We start from the raw sequence: 24,745 nt of genomic DNA, 5'->3' as shown, positions 1-24,745 counted from the left end.
TTTCGGAAGTAACCAACGGGTCATCTTCCTTGAACTCACTTGTCCCCCGCAAACAACGCCACAATCTCGCCCGCCGGCGCAGGCCGGCCAAAGTAGTAGCCCTGCCCGCTGCCGCAGCCCATCTCGCGCAGTACTTCCGCCTGTTCCGCCGTCTCGATCCCCTCGGCCAGCGCCTTCAGGCCGCAGGCGTGGATGAGGTGCAGCACCGCGGCTACGAAGTCCCGCTGTTGCTCGTCGTCGCCGAGGCCACTGATCAGGCTCCGGTCGATCTTGACCACGTTCACCGGCAGCTTGCGCAGGTAGCTGATGGAGGAATAGCCGGTCCCGAAGTCATCGATCTCGAGCTGCACGCCGAGCCGGCGAAGGCCGTTGAGCGAATACTGGTCGACGTCGCCGCCGTTGACCGCCATGGACTCGGTCAGCTCCACGATCAGGTTTGATGCATCCACGCCGGTCTCCCTGAGGATGTCCCGCACATGTTCGATCAGCTCGAGGTTTTGCAGTTCGGTGGTGGAAATGTTGACCCGGACATTAAAGGTGCTGTCCACCTGCAAGTCCTGCTGCCATTTGCGCAATTGGCGCACGGCATTGCGCAGCACCCAGTGGCCCAGGTCCACGATCATGCCGGTTTCCTCGGCCAGGGGAATGAACTGATCCGGCATGAGCAGACCGCGCCCGGGGTGGTTCCACCGGACAAGCGCCTCCACGCCCTCGATCCTGCCGGTCGCGAGGTCCACCACCGGCTGGTAGTGCAGGGTCAGCTGGTCCTGCCGGATAGCTTCGCGCATTTCCGTAACCATGACGCTCTGCAGCCGGCGCGCGTACAGCAGGGCCGGCTCGAAGACTTTGATGCTGCTGTGCTGCTGCGCCTTTGCCGCGTACATGGCCGTGTCGGCCTCCATGACCAGGTCATCGACGGACTGGCCGGGTTCCGCTATCCGCAGGCCGATGCTCGTTCCGCAGGTGACTTTCAGGTCCCCGACGTCGAGGCTTTCACTGAGTGCCTTGAGGATCCTGTTCGCCACCCTGCGTGCCCGGACCAGATTGGACTTCGGCAGCATGACGGCGAATTCGTCGCCGCCAAGGCGCGCCACGGTGTCAGTCTCGCGGACGGCGTCCTGGAGCCGGCGTGCGATGGCCCGCAGGACGTCGTCGCCGGCGCTGTGCCCCAGGGTGTCGTTAATGCCCTTGAAGGAATCGAGATCAAGAATCAGGAGGGCCGGCGGCATTTCGCCGCGTGAGGACTCCGCCAGGGCGTGGCTCAGGACCGAGTTCAGTGCGGTGCGGTTGGCGAGTTGGGTCAGGGGGTCGGTCAGCGCCATGCGTTCGAGCTCCACCTGCGCCTCGCGCAGCATGGCCGTGCGGCTTTCGACCCGCTCTTCCAGCTCCTGGTAGATGGTCTGCAGGTCATCGGCCATCAGGTTGATGCCGGCGATGACGGCGGCGACGTCGTCGCGGGCTCCCGAATGCGGGATCCGGGTGCTCAGATCGCCTCCGGCGATCCGCACGATGCCTTCCACGAGGGCGTGCAGCCTGGGGTCCGGTGCTTCATTCTTCACGGGTGTACTGCCTTAGCCACTCAACGGCCGCGGATTCGGAGGTGAAGAACTGGGCCGGGATCGTCTCGCTTCGGGACCGCAGGAGGTAGTGGGCAATGACCCTGTCCACCGGGCTCTCGCCCACCAGGGCGAACGCTGTGGCCGCTATGGAACCGCTGTAGACCCGGCGGGCCTCCATGCTGACACCGACGACGCCGGTGATCACCAGGAGCACCGGCATCCGCCGTCCCGCGGCGAGCGTGCGGACGATGTCGCCGGCGATGCGCGCCTCCGGACCCTCGATCTCCTGGTTGGCGGGCAGCAGGACCTCGATGATTCCGCCGTCGATCATCCGCACCCCGATGCTACGGGCGGCACCGTCGGTCGCCCGGGCCGCGGTCACCGCCGCCGCCCCCAGAACGACGCCGGCCGCGGCCGCTGCCGTGTTCGGCAGGCCCTCCGGCAGCCACCCTTCGGGCCCGGCCAGGGCCTCGAGCGTCATCGGACCGCAATTCGACGGCGGCGGTCCGCGGAGCCTCGGAGGTCACGGTTCAGCCGTCGGTCGCCGTGATAGAGAATCGTTTCCCAGTCGACTTCCTCGGCTGTCTTGGCAATCACGGGACTCTCCTTCACTTTCTTGGGCCTGGGACTGACATACAGCCAGTTAACCACCCCGAGGAAGACATCCACCGCGGAGTTGAAGGCGCTGTTGGGGCTGAAATGGTCGCGGAAACCGCGAAAGGCTCCTGGGCGGACCACACACATTAGGGTCGAAAGCGTCAGGAATATTACGACGACTGGATAGGAAATCGCCCCAACCCGACGCCCGCGAACTGCGTTCGGGTGGTCGGCGTGCGCTTTCAGGGCGGTGGAAATAACGTAGCTGGTCGGAGCGGTCAGCGGGGTGAGAATTCCTAGCCGAACAGTGACCATTTTGCACATGAACAGTCTCAGATGACCAAGCGACAGCGCCCCGGGACGAACTTCGGGGCCCCACTGACGGGGCCGGAACGCAACCTTTTGTTCGGTCGTCACGCTGTCCGCACCGAAGAGCGGCAAGACTCGCTGATTTAACATTCGTCCCCGTATGACTGCAAAGTCTGCATACTGGCGCGTTGATGGACAAACCCACACGCCCGCACCGGGATGTTCCGGTGGGTGCCCTCATGATAATGCAAGGTCAGACCCCTGCCGGTTATCTGACACCCTGAAGCCCTCAGCGGGCCTGGGCCCGGGCGAGCTTGCGTGCCGTGCGTTCGTGCTGGACCCGCTGGGCGATGACAAGACCGGCCGCGGCGACGCCGACGGTGATGGGATAGCCCATGAGCCGTTCCAGGGCACCGGGTTCCGGCACGTGCATGCCCGTCAGCCCGCCCGCAATGAGCGCCGCCAGGGACACGGCCCCGCAGCCCAGGATGAACCACCCGAGCGGCGTCTGCCGGAGCCAAAGCCAACCGAGGATCAGGAGCGCCAGGGCCCCGGCGGCGAAGTACATCAGGGCGCCGGCCACGTGCCAGGCCGATCCCGTGTCCTCGGGCACCAGCCCCACGATGACCGTTCCTGCCCCGGCGGCGCCGGCCAGCAGCCGGGCGGCGGCCGCTGCCACCACCCCTGCGCCCCAGCGCGCGCGGCCGTGCGGCCGCCCCGGCACCCGGCCGCGCCGGAGGGGCACGCCGGTCCGCGCGGCACAGCACAGGAGCGCCGAGCCGAGCAGCAGCGCGCCGACCACCATGCCAAGGCCTTGGACCACAAATGACGCGTTCATCAGGAGGTGCGCCGGCGAGCAGACGTCCCGGCCGGAGAACTCTCCGCACGCCACGGCGCCGAGGTCGCTGATGTAGCCCGTGCGGCGGCTGTATGGCTCCGCTCCCGCCCAGGCACCGATCACAGCCGACTCGGCCACGAAATACTGCAGCACGCTCAGCTTCGCCAGGGCCCCGACGTAAAACCTGGTCGCGGCCACATCGGGGTAGTAGAGGGCTCCGGCGGAAAGCTCGGTGGTTCCTGCAGTCATGCCAAGAGCGTAGTACGCGCGCTCACCTTGTATGCTTATATCCGTGTCCGACCGGACCGGCCCCGGCCGCCCGCGGACATCCGCCCTCGTAGCTCAGTGGATAGAGCACGGCTCTCCTAAAGCCGGTGTCGTTGGTTCGATTCCAATCGAGGGCACTTGAACATTCCTGCCCCGGACGAAACCCCGGACACGGGTCCGGACTTTGACCTCCGCGCCTACCTGCGCGGCTCCTGGTCCGTCGACCGCACCCTGCTGGACCGCAGCACCGGCACCAGCGGAACCTTCACCGGCGTCGTACGCTTCACTGCCGACGACGACGACGGCGGACTGTGGTGGCGTGAAGAAGGCACCGTGCGCTGGGCGGCCCTGGGCGGTGCGCCGTTCGCCGGCCCGGCGAGCCGGGAATATCTGCTGCGGCCGGCGGACACCCCCGATGTCCTGGACGTGTACTTCCCGGACGGCCGCCCCTTCCACCGCATGGGCTTCGCCGGGCAAACCAATCAGGACGAGCACTGGTGCGACCCTGACACCTACCGCGTGACGTACACCTTCCGCGGTCCGGACCAATGCGGATACCGCTGGGACGTCACCGGGCCCGCCAAGGACCATCTGCTGGAGTCCGTCCTGCGACGGCTGAAAGCAAAGCCAGACGCAAGACCAGAGGCAAGCCCAGGCCCGGATCCCGAGACCAGGCCAGGCGTGACGCCGGGAGTAACCCCGGATATGACCCCCGATGCGACGCCGGATGCCGCGCCGGATTCAGGGCGCGCCGGGTGAACCCGCGCATCGTCGTCTCCGCCGTCTGCGTTTTCGATCGCTCCGGACGCCTCCTGACCGTCCGCAAACGCGGCACGGACAAGTTCATGCACCCCGGCGGCAAACCCGAGGCCGGCGAAACAGCGGCCCAGGCTGCGGCGCGCGAGCTCCAGGAGGAAGTGGGGATCGTGCTGGCCCCGGACCGCCTGGACCTGCTGGGTTGCTGGCTGGCGGATGCCGCCAACGAGGCGGCCACCCAGATCGAGGCAACGGTCTTCACGGCGCCCGGGGTATGGAGCGCCCGGCCGTCGGCGGAAATCGCCGAGATCCGCTGGCTGGACCTGTCCGCCGAGCTGCCCGGCGACCTCGCCCCGCTACTGACGGACCATGTGCTGCCGGCCCTGTCCGCCAAGCCGTCCGGCTAGGACCCGTACCGGCCAGGGCCTCCAAAGCCGGCATCTAAATGCCGGCTTCCAAACGGCGGCTCAGTAGCCGGGCACGGATTCCTGGGCCACCGCGCTGGCCTCGGAGAACTGCGTCCGGTACAACTCCGCATAGCGGCCCTCGGCGGCGAGAAGCTCCCGGTGGGTACCGCGCTCCACGATCGAGCCGTCTTCCACCACCAGGATCGCGTCCGCCGCACGGATCGTCGAGAGACGGTGGGCGATCACGACGGCGGTACGGCCTTCCAGCGCGGCGCCCAGCGCCTCCTGGACGGCGGCCTCATTGGTCGAATCCAGCGCGGCGGTGGCTTCGTCGAGGATGACCACCCGCGGCTGGGCGATCAGCAGGCGGGCGATCGTCAGGCGTTGCCGCTCGCCGCCGGAGAGCCGGTAGCCCCGCTCCCCCACCACGGTGTCCAGCCCATCGGGGAGGGACCGGATCATGTCTTCGAGCCGGGCACGGCGCAGCGCATCCCACATCTGCTCTTCGGTGGCCTCCGGCCGGGCCAGACGCAGGTTGGAGGCGATGCTCTCGTGGAACAAGTGACCGTCCTGCGTCACCATCCCGAGGGTCGCGCGCATCGAGTCGAACGTGAGGTCACGGACGTCCACGCCCGCGCCGGGCGTCGTGCCGCCGAAGCGGATGGCGCCGGAGTCGACGTCGTACAGGCGCGACAGGAGCTGCGCAATGGTGGACTTGCCCGCCCCGGAGGAGCCGACGAGGGCCACCGTCTGACCCGGCTCCACCCGGAAGCTGATGCCGTGCAGCACTTCCTCGCCGCCGCGGGTGTCCAGGGTCCGCACGTCCTCCAGGGAGGCCAGCGAGACCTTCTCCGCCGAGGGGTAGGCGAAGCGGACATCGTCGAACTCCACCGAGAGCGGACCTGGCGGGGACGCCACCGCATCCGGCTTCTGCTGGATGAGCGGCTTGAGGTCCAGGATCTCAAAGACGCGTTCGAAGCTGACCAGGGCGCTCATGATCTCCACCCGTGCGTTCGAAAGTGCCGTGAGCGGCGCGTACAGGCGGGTGAGCAGCAGCGCGAGCACGACGACGTCGCCCGCGTTCAGCTGCCCGGCGAGTGCGAGCCAGCCGCCCAGGCCGTAGACCAGTGCCAGGGCCAAGGCCGAGACCAGTGTCAGCGCCGTGACGAAGGTGAATTGCAGCATGGCGGTGCGGACGCCGATGTCCCGGACGCGGCCTGCCCGGAGGGCGAACTCGCGGGATTCCTCCTCGGGGCGGCCGAAAAGCTTGACCAGCGTGGCGCCGGGCGCGGAGAAGCGCTCGGTCATCTGGGTGCCCATGGTGGCGTTGTGCTCGGCGGCTTCGCGCCGCAGATCGGCCAGCTTGGAGCCCATCCGGCGGGCCGGGATCAGGAAGATCGGCAGCAGGATCATGGCGAGCACTGTCACAAGCCACGATTTGTTCAGCATCACCGCGAGGGTCAGCGCCAGGGCCACGACGTTGCTGACCACGCCGGAGAGCGTGCCGGCGAAGGCCGACTGCGCGCCAATGACATCGTTGTTCAGCCGGCTGACCAGGGCCCCGGTCCGGGTCCTGGTGAAGAACGCGATCGGCATCTTTTGGACGTGGTCGAAGACCTTCGTGCGGAGGTCCACGATCACGCCTTCGCCGATCGTGGAGGACAGCCAGCGCGTCACGAGGCCCAGGCCCGCCTCGGCCACCGCGACGATGGCGATCAGGACGGCCAGCCAGATCACGGTTGAGGCCTCCGCGTGGGCGATGATCTCGTCAACCACCTGCCCGGCGAGGACCGGGGTGGCGACCGCCAGGAAGGCCATCACGATGGACAGCAGCACGAAGGCGATCAGTTTGCTGCGGTGGGGGCGGGCAAAACTGAAGACGCGCTTCAGGGTCTCCTTCGAGAACGGCTTGGACCCGCTGGAGGCGCGGGTGATGTTGTAGAGGGAGCTCCAGGCGACCCGGTCCATGCTCATTTGGTGTTGCCTTTCGGGGCATCGGCGTGCAGTTCGGTGACGACGCCGTTCTCGACGTTCCAGCGCACGTCCAGGCGGACGTTTTCCAGCAGCCGGCGGTCGTGGGTGACCAGCAGCAGCGCGCCGTCATAGCTGTCGAGGGCTTCCTCGAGCTGTTCGATGGCGGCCAGGTCAAGGTGGTTGGTGGGTTCATCCAGCACGAGCAGGTTCACGCCGCGGGCCTGCAGCAGCGCCAGGGCTGCCCGGGTCCGTTCCCCCGGGGAGAGGGAGTCCACGGTCCGATTGGTGTGATCGGCTTTGAGGCCGAATTTGGCCAGCAGGGTGCGCACCTCGGCCGGGGTCTGCTCCGTCAGGACGGCCTCAACGGCGTCTGCGAGCAACAGCTCGCCGGCCAAGAGGCCGCGCGCCTGGTCGATCTCGCCGACGGCCACGGACGCGCCCATGGAGGCGTCACCGGAGTCGGGCAGCTGGACGCCGAGCAGGAGCCGGAGCAGGGTGGATTTGCCGGCGCCGTTGGGACCCGTGATCCCGATCCGTTCCCCCGCATTCAGCTGCAGGTTCACCGGGCCCAGGGTGAAGTCGCCCTGCACCGCGACGGCGTCGCGCAGGGTGGCCACGACGGCGCTGGAGCGGGGCGCCGCCCCGATGCTGAACTGCAGCTGCCATTCCTTGCGCGGCTCTTCCACTTCTTCGAGTCGGGCGATGCGGGACTCCATCTGCCGGACCTTCTGGCCCTGCTTCTCGGAGGACTCGGTACTGGCCGCCCGGCGGATCTTGTCGTTGTCCGGGTTCTTCTTCATCGCGTTGCGGACGCCCTGGGAGCTCCATTCGCGCTGGGTGCGGGCCCGGGAGACGAGGTCCGCCTTGGTGTTCGCGTACTCCTCGAAACGTTCCCGGGCGTGCCGGCGGGCAACGGCGCGTTCCTCCAGGTAGGCCTCGTAGCCGCCGTCGTATACCGCCACCGAGTTTTGGGCCAGATCCAGTTCCACGATCGTGGTCACGCAGCGCGCCAGGAACTCGCGGTCATGCGAGACCAGGACGGCGCCGCCGCGCAGGCCCTGCACGAAGGCCTCGAGCTTGGCCAGGCCGTTGAGGTCCAGGTCGTTGGTGGGTTCGTCCAGGAGCACGATGTCGAACCGGCTCAGCAGCAGGGCGGCGAGCGCCACACGGGCCGCCTGGCCACCGGACAGGCCAGTCATTCCGGCGTCGGGGCCCACATCGAGACCAAGGTCCGCCAGGACGGACGGGATGCGGTCCTCCAGGTCAGCGGCGCCGGAGGCCATCCAGCGGTCGAAGGCCAGGGAGTAGGCGTCGTCGGAGCCCGGAGCGCCGGAACCCAGCGCCTCCGCGGTGGATTCCATCTCCAGGGTCGCCTGGGCACAGCCGGTGCGCCGGGCGATGTAGCCCGCGACCGTTTCGCCGGCAATGCGTTCGTGTTCCTGCGGCAGCCAGCCGACAAAGGCGTCGGCGGGGGCCAGGCTCACGGTGCCTTCCTGCGGACCGTCGACGCCGGCCAGCAGCCGCAACAGGGTTGACTTGCCGGCACCATTGGCGCCGACGACGCCGACGACGTCGCCGGGGGCTACGGTCAGGGACAGTTTCGAGAAGAGTGTGCGGTGATCGTGTCCACCGGAAAGATCCTTGGCAACAAGGGTTGCAGTCATTACTTCATCCTCTCACTGCGGCCCAAAACGGGCCGTCCCGTCTGGCAAAAACGGGCCGTGCTGACTGGCAGAAACGGGCCAAAACCCAGCCGGGCATAGAAGAACCCGCCGGTCCGGACTTGGGGGGTGTACGGACCAGCGGGTTCGACCATTTAGCATAGTTGAATTAGGACCTCACGCAAAATCCCAGCCCGCACCGCCACACCGCCGCCACCCCCCGCCTCAATCGCCGCTGCCCCACCGCATGCCAGTAGCCATACTGCCCGTCGACTCCGCAGGAAGCCCTAGATGCCACTACCCGCAAAGGCGTTCCAACTCTGGCTTCACCGCGTTGCCCCGTCCGCGAGCACAGCCGATCTCTGCCGGATCTCCGGGATCAAGCGCACCACCTTCGCCCAGCAGTTGGTCCGCGGGAAGGTGGCCGAAACCACCCTGGTCAGCATCAGCCGGGCCCTGGATTTGAGTCCGCTGGCGGAACTCGCTTCCTTCGAGCACTATGCGGAGCTGGCCGCCCCGCCGCAGCCGCCGACCCCGGCCGAACTCGTCAGCCAGGTCGCCACCATGGACCTGTTGCGCGCCGTCATTTCGCGTTCTTCCCCGGCCTACGGCGGCTACGGTGACCAGGGCAGCTCAATGACCCCGGCCCTGAGCCCCGCACCGCACGCCACGTCGGTCCGGAACTGGGTGGATGCGATTGACGACGGTGAATTGCGCCACCGGGTTTCGGCCGCCACCGGGGTGGCACCGCAAAATTACTCCGCGCAGCTCACGGCAAACCGGCTGTCCCCCGAGCTTGCGGTCGCGACGGCCCGCGCGGCGGGCGTAGGCTTCACGGGCGGGCTCGTCGCAACGGGCCTGATAACCGAGGCTGAGGCCGGCTGGACGGCCGGGGCGAAGCAAGCCGCGTTGGATGCTCTTTCCGACGGCGACCTTAGCGCCCTGGCCGGGGAACGTCTTCAGGCGCTCGGAAAATCGCTGCGGCGCCATGAGCAGGAGCAGGCACAAACACGAAAGATTTGGGAGAACCTCGGATGATCGCGATCCTGCAGTGGACCACACTGGCGATTTGCTGCGTCGCCACGCTCGTCCGCGTGCCCAGTGTCCTGCGGGGTGAAAACCGGTCCCTGTTCTGGATCCTTGCGCTGATGACCCTGGCGATCCTGCTCAGCATCGATGCCCCGTATCTGGCCGTGGACCAGGCCCTGGGAGGCATGAACATCGCCAACCTGCTGCTGCGCTTCGTCATTTTCGCCGTCATCTTCTTCCTTGGTCTCCGGATGGCCCGGGGCTTCACCGCGGACGATGCCCTGCGGCTCATCACCGGCCCCATCGGCATCGCAGTAGCCGCTGCCGCCTCGGCTGTGGTGGTGGTGGTCTTCCTCATGATGGATACCGCCGGCTCCTCGGCGGGTTTGGTCGCCGTTTTCGCCAAGGATGATCGCAATGCCGCCTTGGTGGAGTATTACGGGGCCGCCGGGCGCCTGTACCCCGCGTTCATCACCGCGGCACTGTTTCCGGCGATGCTGCGGACCCTGCGCAGCGGACTTCCGGCCCTTGTCCGGTCCAGCGCCGGGCTGCTGGCCGTGGGCACCGTGGCCATCTGTCTCAGCCTGCTCTCCCCGGTCGTCCCTCCGCCCCTCGGGTTCATGCGGTTCGTCATCAACTACTCGGCGGTCTTGTGCCTGGTCCTGGGACTGTGCATGATCTGGCTGGCTAAGACGCTTGCGAAGCATGCACCGAAGAAGCATGCTGGCATGATCTGACCACTTTGGGGCTGAGCAGGCAAGCGATGTGGGAGAACCGGGAATGATTGCAACCCTCCAGTGGGGCACGCTGATCATCTGCACCGTGGTGCTCCTCCTCCGCCTTCCGGATGCGATCCAGGGACGGAACAGGACCGTCTTCTTGATCCTGGTGCTCGCGACCCTGTGCAGCCTGCTCTCGGTGCCCGGCCCCTATGAGGCGATCGATGGGGCGCTGGGGGGATGGAACCTCGCCCACCTGATCTTGCGCTTCCTCGTATTCGCCGCGGTCCTGCTGGTCGGTCTGCGCGTGGCGCGGGGCCTGGCAGACGAGCCCGGCTACCGCCTCATCGCGGGGCCGGCCGGGCGCTGGGCCCTGGCTCTCAGCGCCGTCGCCGTGGCGTTGACCTTCTTCCTCATGGACACCCGCGGGTCCTCGTCGGGCCTGCTGGGCATCGCCGACAAGGGGGGCCCGAATGCAGTCCTGGCGCCGTTCTACGCCGCCGCTGGCCGCACCTACCCTGCTTTTGTCTCCCTCGCCCTGCTGCCGGCATTGCTGGCCACCGCCCGGAGCCGATTGCCGCGTCTCGTGCGTGCGGCGGCCCTCCTGACTTGCCTCGGTGCCCTGGCAACCGCGTTCACCATCCCCGCCTCCTTCGCCACGAAAGACTGGCTCCTCGCGCAGCAGACCGTCAATTATCTGGCCGTCCTGGGCTACGTCCTGGGCCTGGGACTGTTCTGGGCTTCCGGGCTCGCCGCCAAAGAATCTCATAACGCTCGCGCAACATTTCGCAAGAACCAAAAGTAGGCATTCACAAAATCATTAGACCGTGAGAGAATCATGAATGTGTGAATGCGGCAATCGCTTCGTGTACGGAAGTCAGCCGTGCGAAGCAGAGGCAGCCGTCCAAGCGCCATTGGGGGGATGAGTGGTAGCGGTCCGGTAGGACCGCTCCCACTCAGCCTGTTTAAGGGGTTTTCCGGTTGTTCCCGACAACATTCGGATTCCCCGACACTGCCGGCCGGATTCCCCTGCAGGAAAGGCGGCGGCAGGCTGCCCTGGCTGTCAGCGCACAAACCTCAGCGTGACCAGCTGGAAGGGCCGCAACGTCAGCTCGGCGGAATTGCCGCCCGCCGTCACTCCCGGAGCATCGACGGGCCGTTCCAGCAGATCCACGGCATGCAGCCCGCGGACCGGGAAATTGGCCTTCACCGCGCCGGTGGACCGCTCCCCCAGTGCTTCGTAGAGCCGGACAATCACATCCCCCGAACCGTCTTCAGCGAGTTTGACCGCTTCAATGACAAGGGCCTGGTTGAACACCGTGACCAGCGGCTCCACCCCGTGGGCCCCATGCACCACCCGCGGTGCCAGGTTGGTGCGGTAGCCCTCTTCGACGGCGTCGGCGATCGTGGCGCCCGGACGGACCGTGACGTGCAGCTCGTGCCTGCCCTGGTCCGCGCCGGGATCCGGAAACTTCGGTGCCCGCAGGAGCGAGAGCCGCACTGTGGTGGTGGTGCCGCCGTCGTCCTCCCGGACGTTGCGGGTGACGTCGTGGCCGTAGCTGGAAGCGTTGGAGATCGCCACCCCATAGCCCGGCTCGGCGACGTGGATCCAGCGGTGGGCGCAGATTTCGAATTTCGCGGCCTCCCAGGACGTGTTGACATGGGTCGGGCGGAAGACGTGCCCGAACTGCGTCTCCGCCGCCGACCGGTCGGCCCTGACATCCAATGCAAAGCCCAGCTTGAGCAGCTTTTCGCTCTCCTGCCAGTCCACGGCCGTGGTGATCGCGAGCGAGTCTGCACCCGGCGCGAGCGTAATCCGTTGGGTCACCGCGGAGGACCCGGCCATCCGCTCCACCACCACGACGGCGTCCGGGCTTTCGCCCCGGTGGTCGCGCTCTGGTGCCACCGAAAGCGCCTGGTCCAGACGGACGACGTTCCTGCGGTAGAAGGCGTCGATGTCCCACGCGTCCCATTCATTGGGCGTGTCCCGGTGCAGCTCCAGGAGGTTTCCCACCTCGCCGGGAGCAATCGCCTCTCGTCCGGAGGCCCGGTCCGCGAGGGAGACCAGCAGTCCGCGGGCATCCACCACGGCACGGATGATGCCATTGTCCAGGATGTAGCCGCCGCCGTCCTCAGTGATCTCTACCGGCTGCCCGGGCCGGACCGGTTCGGCAGCCGCCAGGGCAGGCACGCCCAGGCGCTCGTGCGGGGCAGCGTTGAGCAGGAATTCCCGGCTGCCGGTGCCGAGGGCCGCCGCCGCGGCGTTCGTGATGACCGCTTCCAGTCCCCGTTCGACGGCGGCATAGTTCCGTTCGGCGTCCTGGTGGACCCAGGCGATGGAACTGCCCGGCAGGATGTCGTGAAACTGCTGCAGCAGAACCAGCCGCCAGAGGCGCTTGAGCTCCGCAGCCGGATAGCGGTGCCCGGTCCGCACAGCCGCCGTGGCACTCCAGAGCTCGGCCTCCCGGAGGAGGTGCTCGCTGCGCCTGTTCCCCAGCTTGGTCCTGGCCTGGCTGGTGTAGGTGCCGCGGTGCAGTTCCAGGTACATCTCCCCCACCCAGACCGGCAGGGGCTCATACTCGGCCTGGGCCTGGCTGAAGAAGCTGGCCGCCGAGCCGATCCGCACCTTCGGAGATCCTTCCAGATCCGCCGTGCGCTGCGCTGCGGCCAGCATCTCGCGGGTTGGGCCCCCGCCGCCGTCGCCGTACCCGAACGGAACCAGCGACGTGCCTCCGCGTCCGTGGTCCCGGTAGTTCCGTTCTGCGTGCGCCAGGTCCCGGGCACTGAGGTCGGAGTTGTAGCTGTCCACAGGTGGGAAATGGGTGAAGACCCGGGTGCCGTCGATTCCCTCCCAGTTGAAGGTGTGGTGAGGCATCCTGTTGACCTGGTTCCAGGAGATCTTCTGGGTCAGGAACCAGCGGCTGCCTGCGGCCTTGATGATCTGCGGCAGGGCGGCGGAATACCCGAACGTATCCGGCAGCCACGCCTCCTGGCAATCGATCCCGAATTCGGCCAGGAAGAAACTTTTACCTTCGAGGAACTGCCGTGCCATGGCCTCGCCGCCGGGCATGTTGGAGTCGGATTCGACCCACATCCCGCCGACGGGAACGAACCTGCCGGCGCGGACCTTGTCCCGGATGCGCCCGAAGAGCTCCGGATAGTACTCCTTCATCCACGCGAGCTGCTGGGCGGAGGAGCACGAAAAGATGAAATCGGGATTCTCGTCCATCAGGGCGACGACGTTGGAGAACGTCCGGGCGCACTTGCGGATGGTCTCCCGGACCGGCCACAACCAGGCCGAATCGATGTGGGCGTGGCCCGTGGCCACGAGCTGGTGCGCCGAGGCATAGGCGGGCCGGGACAGGGCATCGGCCAAGGCGGCCCGTCCGGCCTCCGCGGTCCCGGCAACGTCGTCGGGGTCCATGATGTCCAGCATGCGTTCGAGCGACCGCAGGATGTCGTGGCGGCGGGGCAGGTCCATGGGCAGTTCGTGCATGAGCCCGCTGAGCGTGAGGATGTCCTGCTGCAGTTCCCAGACAGTCTGGTTGCGTTCGGCGATGGCGATCCTGCCGAGGCGGTACTTCGGCTCGCTGCCCGACGTCGCCTTGTCGCCGTAGGGGGTGGCGGCGAAAGTCCAGTTCTGGGACAAGTCGGGGTTGGCCGCGGCTTCGACGTAGAAGTCAACGGCCATGCCACTGCCCAGGAGCTTGAGCGGGATGTACTGGTTCCGTGGCGAGATCGCCTTGATGATGGTCCCGTCGGACCGCCAGGCAATGCCTTCGCACTGGAAACCCGGGAGGTCGCCGCTGAAGCCGAGGTCCACGAGGACTTCCACGGAGGTTCCGGCCGCGGTTCCCCAGGCGTCCGGCACCTCACCCCGGAGCCGGAGCCACTTGGTGCTCCAGGGCCGGCCCCAGGCCACGCCGTGTTCCTGGGGCGTGAACTCCTGCCGCAGGGCCTCGAGCACCGGCACGGGTTCGTCCGGTGCGTCCCAGCTGCTCAGCGTCAGCGGCACGTTGCGCGGGTAGACGGCCGGGCCGATCCGGTCACGCAGAAAGCGGTCCAGCCGGACTTCCGTAAGACGGCGGTCGTCGTGCAATGTGATCCTCTTCAGCGCTGGGGGGTCCGATCGACTCCAATCGATGGATAAAACTTACGCCGCGGAGAACCCATTGGCCAACTGTTGCCCCTAGCCGGCGGCAGGCGCCGGAACCGCGACGCGTTGCTGGCCCGCGTACACGTTCAGGCTGGTCCCGCGGCTGAACCCGGCCAGTGTCATCCCGCTGGCCTCGGCGAGCTCGACGGCCAGGCTGGAGGGGGCACTGACAGCGGCGAGGACCGGGATGCCGGCGAGGGCCGCCTTTTGGACGAGCTCGAACGATGCCCGGCCGGACACCTGCAACACGGTGCCCCGGAGCGGGAGCAGGCCCTCGCGGAGCGCCCAGCCCACCACCTTGTCCACCGCGTTGTGCCGGCCCACGTCTTCGCGCAGGCACAGCAACTCGGCCGAGCCGTCGTCGGAGATCCTGAAGAGCCCGGCGGCGTGCACGCCGCCGGTGACTTCGAAGACCTCCTGGGCGGACCGGAGGGCGTCCGGGAGGGCCGCGAGCGTTTCGACGGGGACGGTCAGCGGATCGTGTGCCGGGCTGTAGTGCGAGGACTTCCGAACGGCATCGATCGAGTCAGTGCCGCAGATGCCGCAGGAACTGGAGGTGAAGACGTTGCGTCCGGTCTCGGGCCGGACGACGTCGGGCCTGAGCTGCGCCTCCACCACGTTGAAGGTCTGCATGCCGTCGGCGTCTTCGCCGGCGCAGAACCTGAGCGAGACCAGCTGTTCGGGTGCCCAGATGATCCCCTCCGAGACGAGGAAGCCTGCGACGAGGTCGAAGTCATTGCCCGGCGTTCGCATGGTGACGGAGAATGACATGTTGCCGAGCCGGATTTCCAGCGGTTCCTCGACGGCAAGGACGTCCTCCCGGTGCCGGACCGGAAATTCGAGGGCCTGCGGGGACCCGTCCAGGACGATCTTGTGCACCTTGCGGCGCTGTGTCACACGGCCCATCCGGTGCTCCTAAGCAACATTGTGTGCCGCTGTTTGAAGCTAGCGGCTGTTTGAATCTTTGGTTGGTTCCATCATTGTAAGTGCCTGATCCTGGCGGCGTGCCTTGTCCCGGTGCCGTCGCAGCAGGCCAGGGCTCAGCCCAAAAGGGCACTCCAGTCCACCGGACCGTCGCTGGCCGCGGTTTTCCTGGCGGTCCGCTTCGCCGCCGGCTTCTGTTCGGCGGCCGCCGCCGAAGCGTCAGGCAACGGCGCACTCCACGGGAGGGCGAAGGCGGGGACGAGTTCCCCCAGCTGCACGCCATGGGGCGGGACCACCAGCACACCGTCGGCGGCGGCCAGCCCCCGCATCATTCCGGGGCCGGTGTGCTGCGCCGGCGATGCCATGCCGTAGAGCAGCCGGAAGGGCATGAGCCGGGTCCGGCCCGGGTCGGCGTCAATCGTCGAGCCGCAGAGCACCTCGCTGAGCGGGGGGATCACGCCGTGCCCGAGTGCCGCCAGGAGTGGGGCACCGATCGTGGACAGCGCCATCATGGCCGCGAGCGGGTTTCCTGGCAGGCCAAGGATGTAACGGCCGTCCGGCAGTTCGGCCAGCACGGCGGGGTGGCCCGGGCGCATGGCGATTCCGTCGATCAGCAGGCGGCCGCCGAGCTCGGCGACCGAGCGCCTGAGGTGGTCTGTCCCGGAGCGCCCCGTGCCGCCGGTGGTGATCACGACGTCGGCAGGCAGGTTTTCACCGGCAGGATCGGTGTCCTCGAGGGCGGCGAGCCACTCGGCGTAGGTATCGCCGACTTTCACTTCTTCGGTGCAGATCCCGCCGAGCATTCCCACCACGGCGGCCAGTTGGGGTCCGAAGGTGTCGCGGACCTGCCCGGGTGCCGGTATCCCGCTCGTCACGACCTCGGAGCCAGTGAAAACGAGGCGGACCACGGCCTTGCCGAGCACGGGAAGGGCGTCACTTCCGGCCAGCGCGGCGAGCGCCAGATGGGCCGGATTCAGGACCGTGCCGCCCTTGATCAGGACGTCCCCGGCGGCGGCTTCCTCCCCGGCCTTCCTGATGTGGTCGCCGTTGCGCGGGTCTCCCGGCTTCGCGGTGCCGCCCAGCTTCAGGACGGGCAGGCCGTCGTCGTCGGCGTCGATGATGCCGCTTTCGCTGCGCAACACTGCCTTGGCCCCGGGCGGGATGAGGCCGCCGGTGGCGATCGGGCTGGCCTGATGTGGTGCCAGGCGCTGACCGGGTTCGGCCAGGATCCAGGGCCCGCTGCCGTTGACGGCCCAACCGTCCATGGCAGAGGAAGCGTAATGGGGCATGTCCTGCCGGGCAACGACGTCCGCCGCGAGCGTCCGGCCAAGCGTCTGCCGCAGCGGAACAGGGGCGGCCGGGATGGGAACGGCGCACTCGAACGCGAGTTGCCGGGCCTCCTGCCACGTGTGGGCCAGGTGCCTGTGCGGCTCCGCGGCAGTGTCCTCGTCCCCTGAGTCCTGGTCCGCGGTGTCCTGGTGCGCGATGTGAGGGCCTCCAGGGCCGTCTACGAGAGCCTCTCCACCGCCATCTCTGACGCCATTTCCGCCGCTATCGTTGACGCCATCTTCACCTGCGGCGGTGGCGGGGCCATTGCCGTCCGGGGCCGCAGCCGTCATGCCCCGGAAGTTTCGGCGGCTGCGTAGTCCTTGGCGAGCCGGCGGGCCACGGCCATCGCGGACTCCATGGACACGGAGTCCGTGGCCTGCCCGGAGCCGGAGGCCAGGCCGGCCGCAAAGCCGGCAATGAATGTGGTCAGCGGTGCCGCCGGGCGCACCACGGAATGGGCGGCCACGCCGGCCAGGGCGAGGACCTCATTCACGTCAATCTCAACGTCGTCCAGCTCCAGGGCCTGGAGCAGGGCACGGCACCAGTCTTCCAGTGTTTCGTCCTGGCTTTTCACCGTTTGCCTCCATGGTCGAGTTCAGCTGTGCAGAGCCGGGCCGGAGCCCGGACCGCCGTCGGGAATCCTGCCGGATACCCCCAGTGCGGACGCGTCATCCCAGGTGTCGACGTCATCCGTGGAACCCGGGGGAACGCGAACTTCCCGCACGTCCAGCCTAGCAAGAAGGGCGAACACCGACGCGTTTTCCAGCCGGTCCCGGGACGCGGCGTCCGCGACAGAACGTTGTAGCACGGCCGTGCCATAAAAGCCCACGAGCGGCTGTTTCCGACTGTCGGCCGAGACGGCCATGACGCCGTCGGCCCCACCCCTTTCCGGTGTGCCTGCAGCAGACGCGGCCAGCGCCTCGGCCAGGGCACGGACCGCGCCGGCCGACCGGGGCATGTCACACGCCAGGACGAGGGTATAGGGCGCGGCTGCTGCGTGCCGGCTCGCGTGATCGGCGGCCAGGGCGGCCAGCCCCGCCGCGATGGCTGCGGCCGGACCCGCGAAGGGCGGCTCTTCCCGGCAGGTCAGGACGCCGCCGGGCAGGCCCCCGGGGTCGGGGCCGACGACGACGGTGCGCCCCGCCGCGCCCGCGGCCCGCAGTGACCGCTCCAGGAGGGTGGCGCCGTCGTAGATCAGCCCGGATTTGGGCACGCCGCCGAGGCGTGAGGACCGCCCCCCGGCGAGAATGATAGCATCGAACTCCATCGGTTCAGCCTAGCGCGGCGCCAGCGGCCACTGAACAAGCCGTAATGTGCGCCGGCAGCGTCTTCACCGGCTGATCAATCAGCTAGGAGGCCGATCAGGCAGCCGATTCAGGCAGCAGGAACGGATCCCAGGCCGGCGTCGGCTTCTCGAGTTCCTTGATCTGCCAGATGGCACCTTTTGGCGGGCCCGGAACAAAACCGATCTTCCAGCCCATCTCCGCCGGCGTATGGTCGCTCTTGGCGTTGTTGCACCGCAGGCACGCCGCCACCAGGTTCTCCCAGGAGTCGGCTCCGCCCCGCGATTTGGGCTGGATGTGGTCGATGGTGTGGGCAGCCTTGCCGCAGTACGCGCAGCGGTGGGCATCCCGGCGCAGCACGCCGCGGCGGCTCACCGCAGTCATCGTGTTGTACCTTGGCCGGATGTAGCGGTTCAGCAGGATCACGGACGGGCGGCCCAAAATGTCCTGGGGGCCGACCACGGGGTCGTCCCCTTCGGCCACCACGCTGGCCTTTCCGGTCAGGACAAGGACGAGCGCCCGGCGGAAGGTGATGACCGCCAGCGGTTCATATCCAGCATTCAGAACGAGAGTGCGCATCCGCATACCTCTTCACGGCCGCACCCGCCAGCGGCACGAGGGCCGGCTGCCCTCTGCATGGTCGGGCTATGGATCGACAACACAAGAGTAAACACTCAAGTGCCGGATCACCGAATATTTTTTCACCGGCGCGGTCCTCAGCGCGGAAAGTTCACTGCGCGGCAACGCGAAAGACCCCCGCCTGGAGGCGGGGGTCTTTCGGAATGCTGGGGTTCGTGCTTAGGCGCCGACGCGGATGAAGACCGGGCCGGAGCCGACGTTGACGCTGTACAGCGCGGTGGTGCCGCCGTTCCAGCCGCCGTGCACTGCCATGCCGTTGCCTACGTAGACCGCGATGTGAGCCATGCCCACGCCGCCGTTCTGGTAGTAGGCGAGGTCGCCCGGGCGTGCCTCGGCGGCGCTCACGGTGCGGCCCAGGGACAGGTAACCTGCCGGCCAGCCGTGGTAGTGGATGCCGGCCGCGGCCAGGGCGTTGGTGGCGAGGGCGGTGCAGTCCTGCGCCACGCCGATCTGTGCGTAGGCAGCAGCGGCGATGGTCGCGCCTGCGCCGCTTCCGATGCCCGCGGGGGCCTGGGCAGCGACGCCGCCGCTGACGCCAAGCTCGGTGCCGCCGGCGCGGGTGGCTGTAGCCGTGGCCGTGGCGTCCTGGACCTTCACGACGGGCTTGGGAGCCTCGACGACGGGAGCCGGCGTGGTGGTCACGGCGGGCTTCTCGTAGGAGATCGCGATGGTGGAAGCGGCCGAGATGGTGGCCGGAGCTGCGGACTGGACTTCCAGGGCCGAAGCGGAGGTGGATTCGCGCTGAACATTGGTTTCAGCAGCGTTGGCTGCGATTCCGCTGGTCAGGACCAGACCGGAAGCTGCGGCGATGACCGCGGCCTGACGGCCCATGCCGCCGGCGTTGTCGCCGACAGCCTTAGCAATTACAGCCAGCGAGTTGGTCTTGGTGACCTCGGCGCGGTGCCGTGCAACGTTTGCACGAGTAGTCATTAAGTTCTCTCTTTCGTGATCCTTGGACCGCGCGCTTTCGGGCACGGACTGAGGACGCTCCGGCATCTTGGGGGTACGCCGGATCGCCCCGAAATGGGTTACTTAGCGAAGGGTGTACTGCGAAGACGCGCCAAAAGCGGAAACTGCATGCTGTCCGGGCTCGGTAGCGATTGAGCCTGCGGAACGTGATCCAATCCGGGCGCCGGCAAGGGCGGCACGTGATGTGGATTCCAGCGGGCTCGACAGAGCCTCGCCGGTGCGCATGCGCGCAGAATTATGGCGTGAAGACACGAAAGTAGCCTCTCCCAATGCCTACGAGGTGAGCTGTCGGATTCGGATGGGAGTCACCCGGCCGCGCTGCTTCCTGGGAAGCTTTGCGACTTAACCCCAAGGCCTTCTTTCGAAGGCCAAAATTGGTTCCCCCGCCCCTGCCAGACGATGTAATGCGAACGGACCTTGAGCGGTGGCAGAGCTAGGCAATCCACTCAAGAGCGCCAACTTCGGAAAAGTTGGCGTGCTTCAAACCCTACAGCAGTCCTGATCCAATGTCACATTCAGATCACGGCGTGTCACAGGAAGTTGAGAGCAGCCCATCGTCTTTTTAGAGCCAGCCGAGCGGGTCAACGACATCGCCGTTGACCATCACTTCAAAGTGGAGGTGGCAGCCCGTGGAGGCGCCGGTGGTTCCGCTCATGGCGACGACGTCACCGCGGGAAACCTTCTGGCCGACCTTGACCGAAGCCGAGGACAGGTGGTTGTACGTGGTCTCCAGGCCGTTGCCGTGATCGATGACCACGCGGTTCCCCCCGCCGAAGGGATGCCAGCCGTTGAACGTCACGGTGCCGCTGGCGGCCGCGTGGACCGCCGTGCCGCACTGGGCGGCGAAATCCTGGCCGCGGTGGAACTCCCCCGCGCCCCCGGTAATGGGGCTGACACGGTAGCCGAAGGGCGAGGCCGTGACCAGCTGGTCGAGCGGCGCACCCAGGGTGCCGGCCGATGCCGCGCGGGTGATCGTGCCCACAGACTGGGCGCTCAGCAGCTGCTTGAGTTTCCCGTCCGGATCGCCCTTCGTGGTGACGGCCGTGCGGTTGAAGTCGACCTTGGCGGCGGCGGCAGCGGTGACATCCGGCTGCACGGCGGCGGAGAGCGCGCCGGATCCGCCCGGATTCGAAGCCATCACCGGGCTCGTGACGGGGACCGTCACGGTAAGAACCAGACCAGTTGCGGCCAGTGCGATCCCGGCCTTCTGCCCGACTCCGCTTGCCGCGGCAAAGTCCGTGACCTGGCGGAACGGACTGCGACGGCGACGGCGTTCATCGCGGTGCACGTCCCGCGGGCGTTCGGCCGTGTGTGCGACGACGGGACGCGGCTCCGGAGCGGGACCGGTCGCGCGGCGACGGCCCCTGGCGGTCTGGGTGGTCAAGAAGGGTTCCTCTCTGGATGGCCTGCGAAGTTAGCTGTCGGATTCGGGTCAGAGAGATCAAAGACCCGGTCCGCCGTTGCAGGCAGCCACGCACAGAGGCATCCCTAGGGGATCCTTCGGTGGAAGCTGCTTGCCGCTGACGGACTTCACCCCAAGGCTGCCGAAGTAGCAGCCGAAAGTGGTTCCCCCGCCCCTGCCAGGAGGTAGTTCTGCGACTGATCCGCTGGCAGGGCTCGGCTTCGGATCAGGTAACGCTTTGGTATCGGTACTGGGCACTAACTATAGGCGATTAAGCCGCCCGGTAATAAATCCGTAACCGCAATTGTGGACAACTCGTGGGTCGTCCCATGACCGGCGCGTAGTGGCTGGTCAGGCGACTGTTACAAAGACGTGCGCGGCAACCTCGGGCGGCAGCTCCAGGGCACCTTCGATATCGGGGACGCGGACCGAGATGTACTCCCCCACCCGCTCCAGCGAGACCAGCGCGCCAGGCCTGATTCCGCCCTCGTCGAGCTGGGCCAGAAGCTCCGGCTCGACCTGGATCGGCTCCGCGAGCCGGTTGACCGTAACCCGGGAAGTTACCCCGTAGCCGGCCATGGCCTCCAGCAGGTTCACGGGCCTGTCCACGGGGGCGCCGTTGGGCACGCCGCCAAGATCCGCAAGCCCCGGAATAGGGTTTCCGTAAGGCGAGACTGTCGGGTGGTTGAGCATCTCGAAGATTCTTCGCTCGACGCGTTCGCTCATGACATGTTCCCAGCGGCACGCTTCCTCGTGGACGTAGGCCCAGTCGAGCCCGATCACGTCCGCGAGGAGGCGTTCGGCCAGACGATGCTTGCGCATGACACCGATTGCACGTTTCCGTCCGATTTCCGTCAGTTCAAGGTGCCTGTCGCCGGAAACAACCACCAGCCCGTCGCGCTCCATCCGGCCGATCGTCTGGGACACAGTGGGGCCGGAGTGGCGGAGCCGTTCGGCGATGCGGGCGCGGAGGGCAACGATGTTTTCTTCTTCAAGTTCCAGAATGGTCCGAAGATACATCTCCGTAGTATCGATCAGATCCGTCATTCAGCTCAGCTCCTCGAGCGCAGTCCTAGCGTCATTCCCACCGTACCGCGTGCGGGCTGCATGCAGGATGCGCCCAGGCGGGAACCGCCGTACGTTCGCATGCCAGCCTAGCCTATTTTGAATTACTCCGGATAATCTTTCGATCGACCTGAAGCTATTGTCCCAGCCCCAGCCGGCCGGCCGTCCCGGCGTCTCAATGACCGGACTATGACAGGCCTTTTTCTGTATCGCCGGGAGCTGTCAGGCAAAATAAGACAGGCAGAATGAAGAGGGGTGTCCGTGGTAGCCATCCCTGCCCGCCACCTCCCAGCCACGCTACGAACCAGCCGAAAATTGGAGCCACTGTGAGCGACACCAGCATCACGATCCCCGCCAACCTCCTGCCCAAGGACGGACGGTTCGGCGCCGGCCCGTCCAAAGTCCGGCCGGAACAGATGGACGCCCTGGCCGCGGCATCGTCGAAGCTGCTGGGGACCTCCCACCGCCAGGCGCCCGTGAAGAACCTGGTCGGCTCGGTGCGCAGCGGCCTCAGCGAATTCTTCCGGGCACCGGAAGGCTATGAAGTGGTGCTGGGCGTCGGCGGATCTACCGCGTTCTGGGACATTGCCAGCTTCGGGCTCGTGGAGAACAAGGCGCAGCACCTGTCCTTCGGCGAGTTCGGCTCGAAGTTCGCTTCCGCCACCAACAAGGCGCCGTTCCTTGCCGAGTCCTCCATCATCAAGGCCGAACCCGGCACCCGCCCCACCGCCCGGGCGGAGGCCGGCGTCGACGTCTATGCGTGGCCGCAGAACGAGACCTCAACCGGCGTTGCCGCCCCCGTCCAGCGGGTGGCCGGCGCCGACGAGGGGTCGTTGGTGCTCGTGGACGCGACCTCGGCCGCGGGCGGGCTGGACGTGGACGTGGCGGAGTCGGACGTGTACTACTTCGCGCCGCAGAAGAACTTCGCGTCCGACGGCGGCCTGTGGCTGGGCCTGTTCTCCCCGGCCGCGCTGGAACGGGCGGCACGGATCAAGGCCGGCAACCGCTGGATTCCCGACTTCCTTGACCTCCAGACGGCGATCGACAATTCCAGGCTGAACCAGACCTACAACACCCCCGCGCTGGCCACCCTGGTGACCCTGGACGCCCAGGTGCAGTGGCTCAACGCCAACGGCGGCCTGGACTTCGCCGCCGGCCGGACCGCGGATTCTGCCGGCCGCATCTACGGCTGGGCCGAAGCGTCCGAATACGCCACGCCGTTCGTGGCCAAGGCCGAGGACCGCTCGAACGTGATCGCCACGATCGACTTCGATGACTCGATCGACGCCGCGGCCATCGCCAAGGTGCTCCGCGCCAACGGCGTCGTCGACACCGAGCCGTACCGCAAGCTGGGCCGCAACCAGCTGCGCATCGCCACCTTCGTGGCGATCGAGCCCGACGATGTCTCGGCACTGCTCGAGTGCATCGATTTCGTCGTGGCGGAACTGAAGAAGTAGCCCTGCGTCCGGCGTCGTCACGGCCCCTGAGGACCTAGGCCGTGACGGCGCCGTCGTCGTTTCAGGTCCGTCCGCCCTGCTATGCCTACGGCCGCGGGTCCCTGCCGGCACCGGCCGCGCCGGTCCGGCTTTCGACGCGGAAGTACCGCAGCCCGTGGGCGCGGCGGTTGAAGTGGAGCCGCAGGTGCTTCGCGCGGATGATCCACGCCAGCCCGATCAGGGCCGCCAGCAGGCCGGCGCCCGCCGCGACCGCCATGGACCAGCGGGGGCCGGCGGTGTTTGCCACCCAGCCGACGAACGGTGCCCCGAGGGGAGTTCCGCCCATGAAGATCGCCATGTAGAGGGCCATCACCCGGCCCCGCATTACGGGCTCTGTGGTGGTCTGGACGTACCCGTTTGCGCTCGTCATCATGGTGATCGCGAACAGCCCCACGGGCACAAGTGCGACGCCGTACCAGAAGTAGTTCGGGGCCATCGCTGCGATGCCCGAGGTCACGCCGAAGGCGGCGGCCGCCCCGAAGATGACCCGCAGCCGTGGCTTGCCGCGCCCGGCGGACAGCAGGGCCCCGGCGACGGATCCGATGGCCATGATCGAATTCATCAGGCCGAAGGCCCCCGCGTCCAGGCCGAATTCGGTCCCCACCATGGCCGCGATGAACAGGGCGAAATTCAGCCCCAGGGTTCCCACGATGAAGATCGCCACCAGCACCACGACCAAATCCGGACGGTACCTCACATAGCGCAGCCCCTCCCGGATCCTGCCCCTGCCCGCCGGTGCCCGCGGCAGCCGGCGCAGCGACGACGACGGGATTTTCGCCAGGCTCAGCAACAGGGGCACAAAGGTGAGCGTATTAATGAGGAAGACCCAGCCGGGCCCGACGACGGCCGTGAGCACGCCGGCGACGGCCGGACCGATCATCCGGGCAACATTGAAGGACGCGCTGTTCAGGGCCACGGCGTTGGGGAGGTAGTCGTCCTGGACCAGTTCCGAGACGAAGGTTTGCCGGACGGGGGCGTCCAGGGCGGAAACCACCCCGAGCATCAGGGCGAAGGCATAGACGTGCCAGAGCTGCGCCGCGCCCGTGACCACCAGGATGCCCAGCCCCGCGCTCAGCAGCGCCATGGCGGACTGCGTCAGCACCAGGAGCCGCTTGCGGTTGAACCGGTCGGCGACCAGTCCGGCCACGGGTGCCAGGAAGAGTTGCGGGCCCAGCTGCAGGGCCATCGTGATTCCCACCGCCCCGGCATCGTGCGCCGTCAGGTGGGCGAACACCAGCCAGTCCTGGGCGGTGCGCTGCATCCAGGTGCCAACGTTGGAAATAAGGGCGCCGACGAACCAGATCCGGTAGTTCAGGATGTGCAGGGATTTGAACGTGGACATCAGCCCCAGCCCTCCCCAGACACG

General features: G+C 67.5%; 22 protein-coding genes, 1 tRNA gene and 2 riboswitches. Of the genes, 7 read left to right on the top strand and 16 right to left on the bottom strand.

Features of this window, described 5'->3' with window-relative positions; all coding sequences use genetic code 11:
* Positions 1-35: 35 nt before the first annotated feature.
* The 4 genes from AC1D0A_RS18470 to AC1D0A_RS18455 form a co-directional block, all read right to left on the bottom strand.
* Positions 36-1,559 (bottom strand): putative bifunctional diguanylate cyclase/phosphodiesterase, encoded by a 1,524-nt coding sequence (locus AC1D0A_RS18470; protein WP_476944390.1) that lies wholly within the window; start codon positions 1,557-1,559, stop codon positions 36-38.
* Positions 1,549-2,040: a DUF7793 family protein gene (locus AC1D0A_RS18465; protein ID WP_243181605.1), complete on the bottom strand. Its 492-nt coding sequence runs from the start codon at positions 2,038-2,040 to the stop codon at positions 1,549-1,551. Before AC1D0A_RS18465 ends, AC1D0A_RS18470 begins: the two co-directional genes overlap by 11 nt.
* Entirely contained in the window at positions 2,037-2,573 is a 537-nt protein-coding gene (locus AC1D0A_RS18460; RefSeq protein WP_476946493.1) for a hypothetical protein, read from the bottom strand. The genes AC1D0A_RS18465 and AC1D0A_RS18460 overlap by 4 nt, the downstream gene beginning before the upstream one ends.
* A gap of 181 nt (positions 2,574-2,754) precedes the next feature.
* Positions 2,755-3,552 (bottom strand): DUF998 domain-containing protein, encoded by a 798-nt coding sequence (locus AC1D0A_RS18455; protein ID WP_476946492.1) that lies wholly within the window; start codon positions 3,550-3,552, stop codon positions 2,755-2,757.
* 82 nt (positions 3,553-3,634) lie between these two features.
* Here AC1D0A_RS18455 and AC1D0A_RS18450 point away from each other — a divergent pair.
* The 3 genes from AC1D0A_RS18450 (at position 3,635) to AC1D0A_RS18440 (ending at position 4,733) form a co-directional block, all read left to right on the top strand.
* Positions 3,635-3,707: transfer RNA gene (locus AC1D0A_RS18450), tRNA-Arg, on the top strand.
* A gap of 1 nt (position 3,708) precedes the next feature.
* Positions 3,709-4,329: a DUF6314 family protein gene (locus AC1D0A_RS18445; protein WP_476946491.1), complete on the top strand. Its 621-nt coding sequence runs from the start codon at positions 3,709-3,711 to the stop codon at positions 4,327-4,329.
* The gene (locus AC1D0A_RS18440; RefSeq protein WP_028276934.1) at positions 4,326-4,733 is read left to right on the top strand and encodes an NUDIX hydrolase; all 408 of its coding nucleotides are present in this window, start codon (positions 4,326-4,328) and stop codon (positions 4,731-4,733) included. Before AC1D0A_RS18445 ends, AC1D0A_RS18440 begins: the two co-directional genes overlap by 4 nt.
* A gap of 60 nt (positions 4,734-4,793) precedes the next feature.
* On the opposite strand, the gene AC1D0A_RS18435 is transcribed toward AC1D0A_RS18440, so the two are convergent.
* Together AC1D0A_RS18435 and AC1D0A_RS18430 are read right to left on the bottom strand one after the other, a co-directional pair.
* Positions 4,794-6,707: an ABC transporter ATP-binding protein gene (locus tag AC1D0A_RS18435; RefSeq protein WP_476946490.1), complete on the bottom strand. Its 1,914-nt coding sequence runs from the start codon at positions 6,705-6,707 to the stop codon at positions 4,794-4,796.
* Entirely contained in the window at positions 6,704-8,371 is a 1,668-nt protein-coding gene (locus AC1D0A_RS18430) for an ABC-F family ATP-binding cassette domain-containing protein (RefSeq protein ID WP_476946489.1), read from the bottom strand. Before AC1D0A_RS18430 ends, AC1D0A_RS18435 begins: the two co-directional genes overlap by 4 nt.
* A gap of 288 nt (positions 8,372-8,659) precedes the next feature.
* Between AC1D0A_RS18430 and AC1D0A_RS18425 the strand changes: the two genes are divergently transcribed.
* From AC1D0A_RS18425 to AC1D0A_RS18415, 3 genes are read left to right on the top strand one after another with little or no spacing between them, the layout of a single operon-like run.
* Positions 8,660-9,406: a hypothetical protein gene (locus tag AC1D0A_RS18425; RefSeq protein WP_476946488.1), complete on the top strand. Its 747-nt coding sequence runs from the start codon at positions 8,660-8,662 to the stop codon at positions 9,404-9,406.
* A complete protein-coding gene (locus AC1D0A_RS18420) occupies positions 9,403-10,134 on the top strand; it encodes a hypothetical protein (protein WP_476946487.1) in 732 nt (243 codons plus the stop codon). Before AC1D0A_RS18425 ends, AC1D0A_RS18420 begins: the two co-directional genes overlap by 4 nt.
* Positions 10,135-10,177: 43 nt before the next feature.
* Entirely contained in the window at positions 10,178-10,921 is a 744-nt protein-coding gene (locus tag AC1D0A_RS18415) for a hypothetical protein (RefSeq protein WP_476946486.1), read from the top strand.
* A gap of 258 nt (positions 10,922-11,179) precedes the next feature.
* Here the strand turns inward: AC1D0A_RS18415 and AC1D0A_RS18410 are convergent, their stop codons facing one another.
* The 9 genes from AC1D0A_RS18410 to AC1D0A_RS18370 form a co-directional block, all read right to left on the bottom strand.
* Positions 11,180-14,215 (bottom strand): alpha-mannosidase, encoded by a 3,036-nt coding sequence (locus tag AC1D0A_RS18410; RefSeq protein WP_476946485.1) that lies wholly within the window; start codon positions 14,213-14,215, stop codon positions 11,180-11,182.
* Between the two features lie 90 nt (positions 14,216-14,305).
* Positions 14,306-15,178, bottom strand: coding sequence for a formate dehydrogenase accessory sulfurtransferase FdhD (gene fdhD / locus AC1D0A_RS18405; protein ID WP_243181614.1), 873 nt, complete (start codon positions 15,176-15,178; stop codon positions 14,306-14,308).
* Positions 15,179-15,312: 134 nt separating this feature from the next.
* Complete coding sequence (locus AC1D0A_RS18400; RefSeq protein WP_476946484.1) at positions 15,313-16,815, bottom strand: molybdopterin molybdotransferase MoeA; 1,503 nt, start codon at positions 16,813-16,815, stop codon at positions 15,313-15,315.
* Positions 16,812-17,099 carry a DUF6457 domain-containing protein gene (locus AC1D0A_RS18395; protein WP_079555354.1) on the bottom strand — a complete coding sequence of 96 codons (288 nt, stop codon included), beginning with the start codon at positions 17,097-17,099 and terminating at the stop codon, positions 16,812-16,814. The genes AC1D0A_RS18400 and AC1D0A_RS18395 overlap by 4 nt, the downstream gene beginning before the upstream one ends.
* Before the next feature lie 21 nt (positions 17,100-17,120).
* Entirely contained in the window at positions 17,121-17,792 is a 672-nt protein-coding gene (mobA, locus tag AC1D0A_RS18390) for a molybdenum cofactor guanylyltransferase (RefSeq protein WP_243181616.1), read from the bottom strand.
* Positions 17,793-17,886: 94 nt separating this feature from the next.
* Positions 17,887-18,387 (bottom strand): HNH endonuclease, encoded by a 501-nt coding sequence (locus AC1D0A_RS18385; protein ID WP_026266867.1) that lies wholly within the window; start codon positions 18,385-18,387, stop codon positions 17,887-17,889.
* Positions 18,388-18,606: 219 nt separating this feature from the next.
* A complete protein-coding gene (locus AC1D0A_RS18380; RefSeq protein WP_243181617.1) occupies positions 18,607-19,377 on the bottom strand; it encodes an NlpC/P60 family protein in 771 nt (256 codons plus the stop codon).
* Positions 19,378-19,672: 295 nt separating this feature from the next.
* Positions 19,673-19,842, bottom strand: a riboswitch (cyclic di-AMP (ydaO/yuaA leader).
* A 136-nt stretch (positions 19,843-19,978) separates the two neighbouring features.
* Positions 19,979-20,800, bottom strand: coding sequence for a M23 family metallopeptidase (locus tag AC1D0A_RS18375; protein WP_243181618.1), 822 nt, complete (start codon positions 20,798-20,800; stop codon positions 19,979-19,981).
* 4 nt (positions 20,801-20,804) lie between these two features.
* Positions 20,805-21,019, bottom strand: a riboswitch (cyclic di-AMP (ydaO/yuaA leader).
* A 150-nt stretch (positions 21,020-21,169) separates the two neighbouring features.
* Positions 21,170-21,865, bottom strand: a complete 696-nt coding sequence (locus AC1D0A_RS18370) for an iron-dependent transcriptional repressor DtxR (RefSeq protein WP_243181619.1) — start codon at positions 21,863-21,865, stop codon at positions 21,170-21,172.
* Positions 21,866-22,209: 344 nt separating this feature from the next.
* On the opposite strand from AC1D0A_RS18370, the gene serC reads away from it, so the two are divergent.
* Complete coding sequence (gene serC / locus AC1D0A_RS18365; RefSeq protein WP_243181620.1) at positions 22,210-23,340, top strand: phosphoserine transaminase; 1,131 nt, start codon at positions 22,210-22,212, stop codon at positions 23,338-23,340.
* A gap of 85 nt (positions 23,341-23,425) precedes the next feature.
* On the opposite strand, the gene AC1D0A_RS18360 is transcribed toward serC, so the two are convergent.
* The gene (locus tag AC1D0A_RS18360; RefSeq protein WP_476946483.1) at positions 23,426-24,721 is read right to left on the bottom strand and encodes an MFS transporter; all 1,296 of its coding nucleotides are present in this window, start codon (positions 24,719-24,721) and stop codon (positions 23,426-23,428) included.
* Positions 24,722-24,745: the final 24 nt, after the last annotated feature.

Source organism: Arthrobacter sp. P1_D4 (genome assembly GCF_056406115.1).
Note: the sequence above shows the minus strand (reverse complement) of the source record. Positions and strands in the feature narration are given on the sequence as shown.

Bases quoted from the DNA above. Each gene is read 5' to 3' on its own strand.
- AC1D0A_RS18465 (WP_243181605.1), bottom strand. From the start codon at position 2,040: ATGACGCTCGAGGCCCTGGCCGGGCCCGAAGGGTGGCTGCCGGAGGGC.
- AC1D0A_RS18455 (WP_476946492.1), bottom strand. From the start codon at position 3,552: ATGACTGCAGGAACCACCGAGCTTTCCGCCGGAGCCCTCTACTACCCC.
- AC1D0A_RS18435 (WP_476946490.1), bottom strand. From the start codon at position 6,707: ATGAGCATGGACCGGGTCGCCTGGAGCTCCCTCTACAACATCACCCGC.
- AC1D0A_RS18430 (WP_476946489.1), bottom strand. From the start codon at position 8,371: ATGACTGCAACCCTTGTTGCCAAGGATCTTTCCGGTGGACACGATCAC.
- AC1D0A_RS18425 (WP_476946488.1), top strand. From the start codon at position 8,660: ATGCCACTACCCGCAAAGGCGTTCCAACTCTGGCTTCACCGCGTTGCC.
- AC1D0A_RS18420 (WP_476946487.1), top strand. From the start codon at position 9,403: ATGATCGCGATCCTGCAGTGGACCACACTGGCGATTTGCTGCGTCGCC.
- AC1D0A_RS18415 (WP_476946486.1), top strand. From the start codon at position 10,178: ATGATTGCAACCCTCCAGTGGGGCACGCTGATCATCTGCACCGTGGTG.
- fdhD (WP_243181614.1), bottom strand. From the start codon at position 15,178: ATGGGCCGTGTGACACAGCGCCGCAAGGTGCACAAGATCGTCCTGGAC.
- AC1D0A_RS18400 (WP_476946484.1), bottom strand. From the start codon at position 16,815: ATGACGGCTGCGGCCCCGGACGGCAATGGCCCCGCCACCGCCGCAGGT.
- mobA (WP_243181616.1), bottom strand. From the start codon at position 17,792: ATGGAGTTCGATGCTATCATTCTCGCCGGGGGGCGGTCCTCACGCCTC.
- AC1D0A_RS18385 (WP_026266867.1), bottom strand. From the start codon at position 18,387: ATGCGCACTCTCGTTCTGAATGCTGGATATGAACCGCTGGCGGTCATC.
- AC1D0A_RS18380 (WP_243181617.1), bottom strand. From the start codon at position 19,377: ATGACTACTCGTGCAAACGTTGCACGGCACCGCGCCGAGGTCACCAAG.
- AC1D0A_RS18370 (WP_243181619.1), bottom strand. From the start codon at position 21,865: ATGACGGATCTGATCGATACTACGGAGATGTATCTTCGGACCATTCTG.
- AC1D0A_RS18360 (WP_476946483.1), bottom strand. From the start codon at position 24,721: ATGTCCACGTTCAAATCCCTGCACATCCTGAACTACCGGATCTGGTTC.